General features: G+C 69.9%; 1 protein-coding gene. It reads right to left on the bottom strand.

The window, feature by feature from the left end:
• The coding region (locus LR393_RS34780) for an AMP-binding protein (protein WP_231489483.1) at positions 1–913 on the bottom strand (913 nt) is incomplete at both ends.

Raw genomic sequence — 913 nt, 5'->3', positions numbered from 1 at the left:
CGGTCGAGTTTCGCGTTCGCGGTCATCGGAAGGTCGTCCAGCACCACGACCGCGGCCGGCACCAGGTGGCCGGGCAGGATCGTGCCGACGAAGTCACGCAGCCGCCCGGCCTCCAGTTGCTGCCCGGACCGGGCCACCACATAGGCGACGATCCGCCGGTCACCGGGCCGGTCCTCCCGCACGACCACCGCGCACCGGGCCACCCCCGGATGACGACCCAGCACGACCTCGACCTCACCCGGCTCGATCCGGAAACCCCGCACCTTCACCTGGTCGTCGACCCGGCCCACGAACTCCAGCTCACCCTCCGGCAGCCACCGGACCAGATCACCGGTGCGATACATCAGGGAACCGTCCCCAGCCACCACATTCGGGACGAACCGGGAGGCGGACAATCCGGCCTGACCCCAATACCCGTTCGCCAGGCCGCACCCCGACAGGTACAGCTCACCGACCACGCCCACCGGGGCCAGACCCAGACGTTCGTCCAGCACGTACGCCGACTTACCCGCCACCGGCCGACCGACCGGCGCCCGCCCCGTCCCGTCGCGGAACTCGAACGTCGTGCTCAGGCCCATGCTCTCGGCCGGACCGTACCCGTTCAGCACGCGCAGCCCCGGCCGGTCAGCCATCAGGCGCGCGACATGGGCCGGCGAGGCGCTCTCCCCGGCCGTGATCACGGCGGCCAGCCCGGAGAAGACCTCGGGCCGCTCGTCGACCAGCGTGTTGAAGAACGACGCCGTCAACTGCAACACGTTCACCCCGTGCTCAGCCACCAGAGCACAGACCTCATCGACATCCAGCCGCTCCCCCACCGGCAACACGCACGAGCCACCGTTCAGCAGAGCACCGAAAACCTCCAGCCCGAACGCATCCCACGACACCGCCGAGTTCTGCAACCACACCAGACCCG

The organism is Kineosporia mesophila (assembly GCF_021129235.1).
Lineage (GTDB): Bacteria > Actinomycetota > Actinomycetes > Actinomycetales > Kineosporiaceae > Kineosporia > Kineosporia mesophila.
Note: the sequence above shows the minus strand (reverse complement) of the source record. Positions and strands in the feature narration are given on the sequence as shown.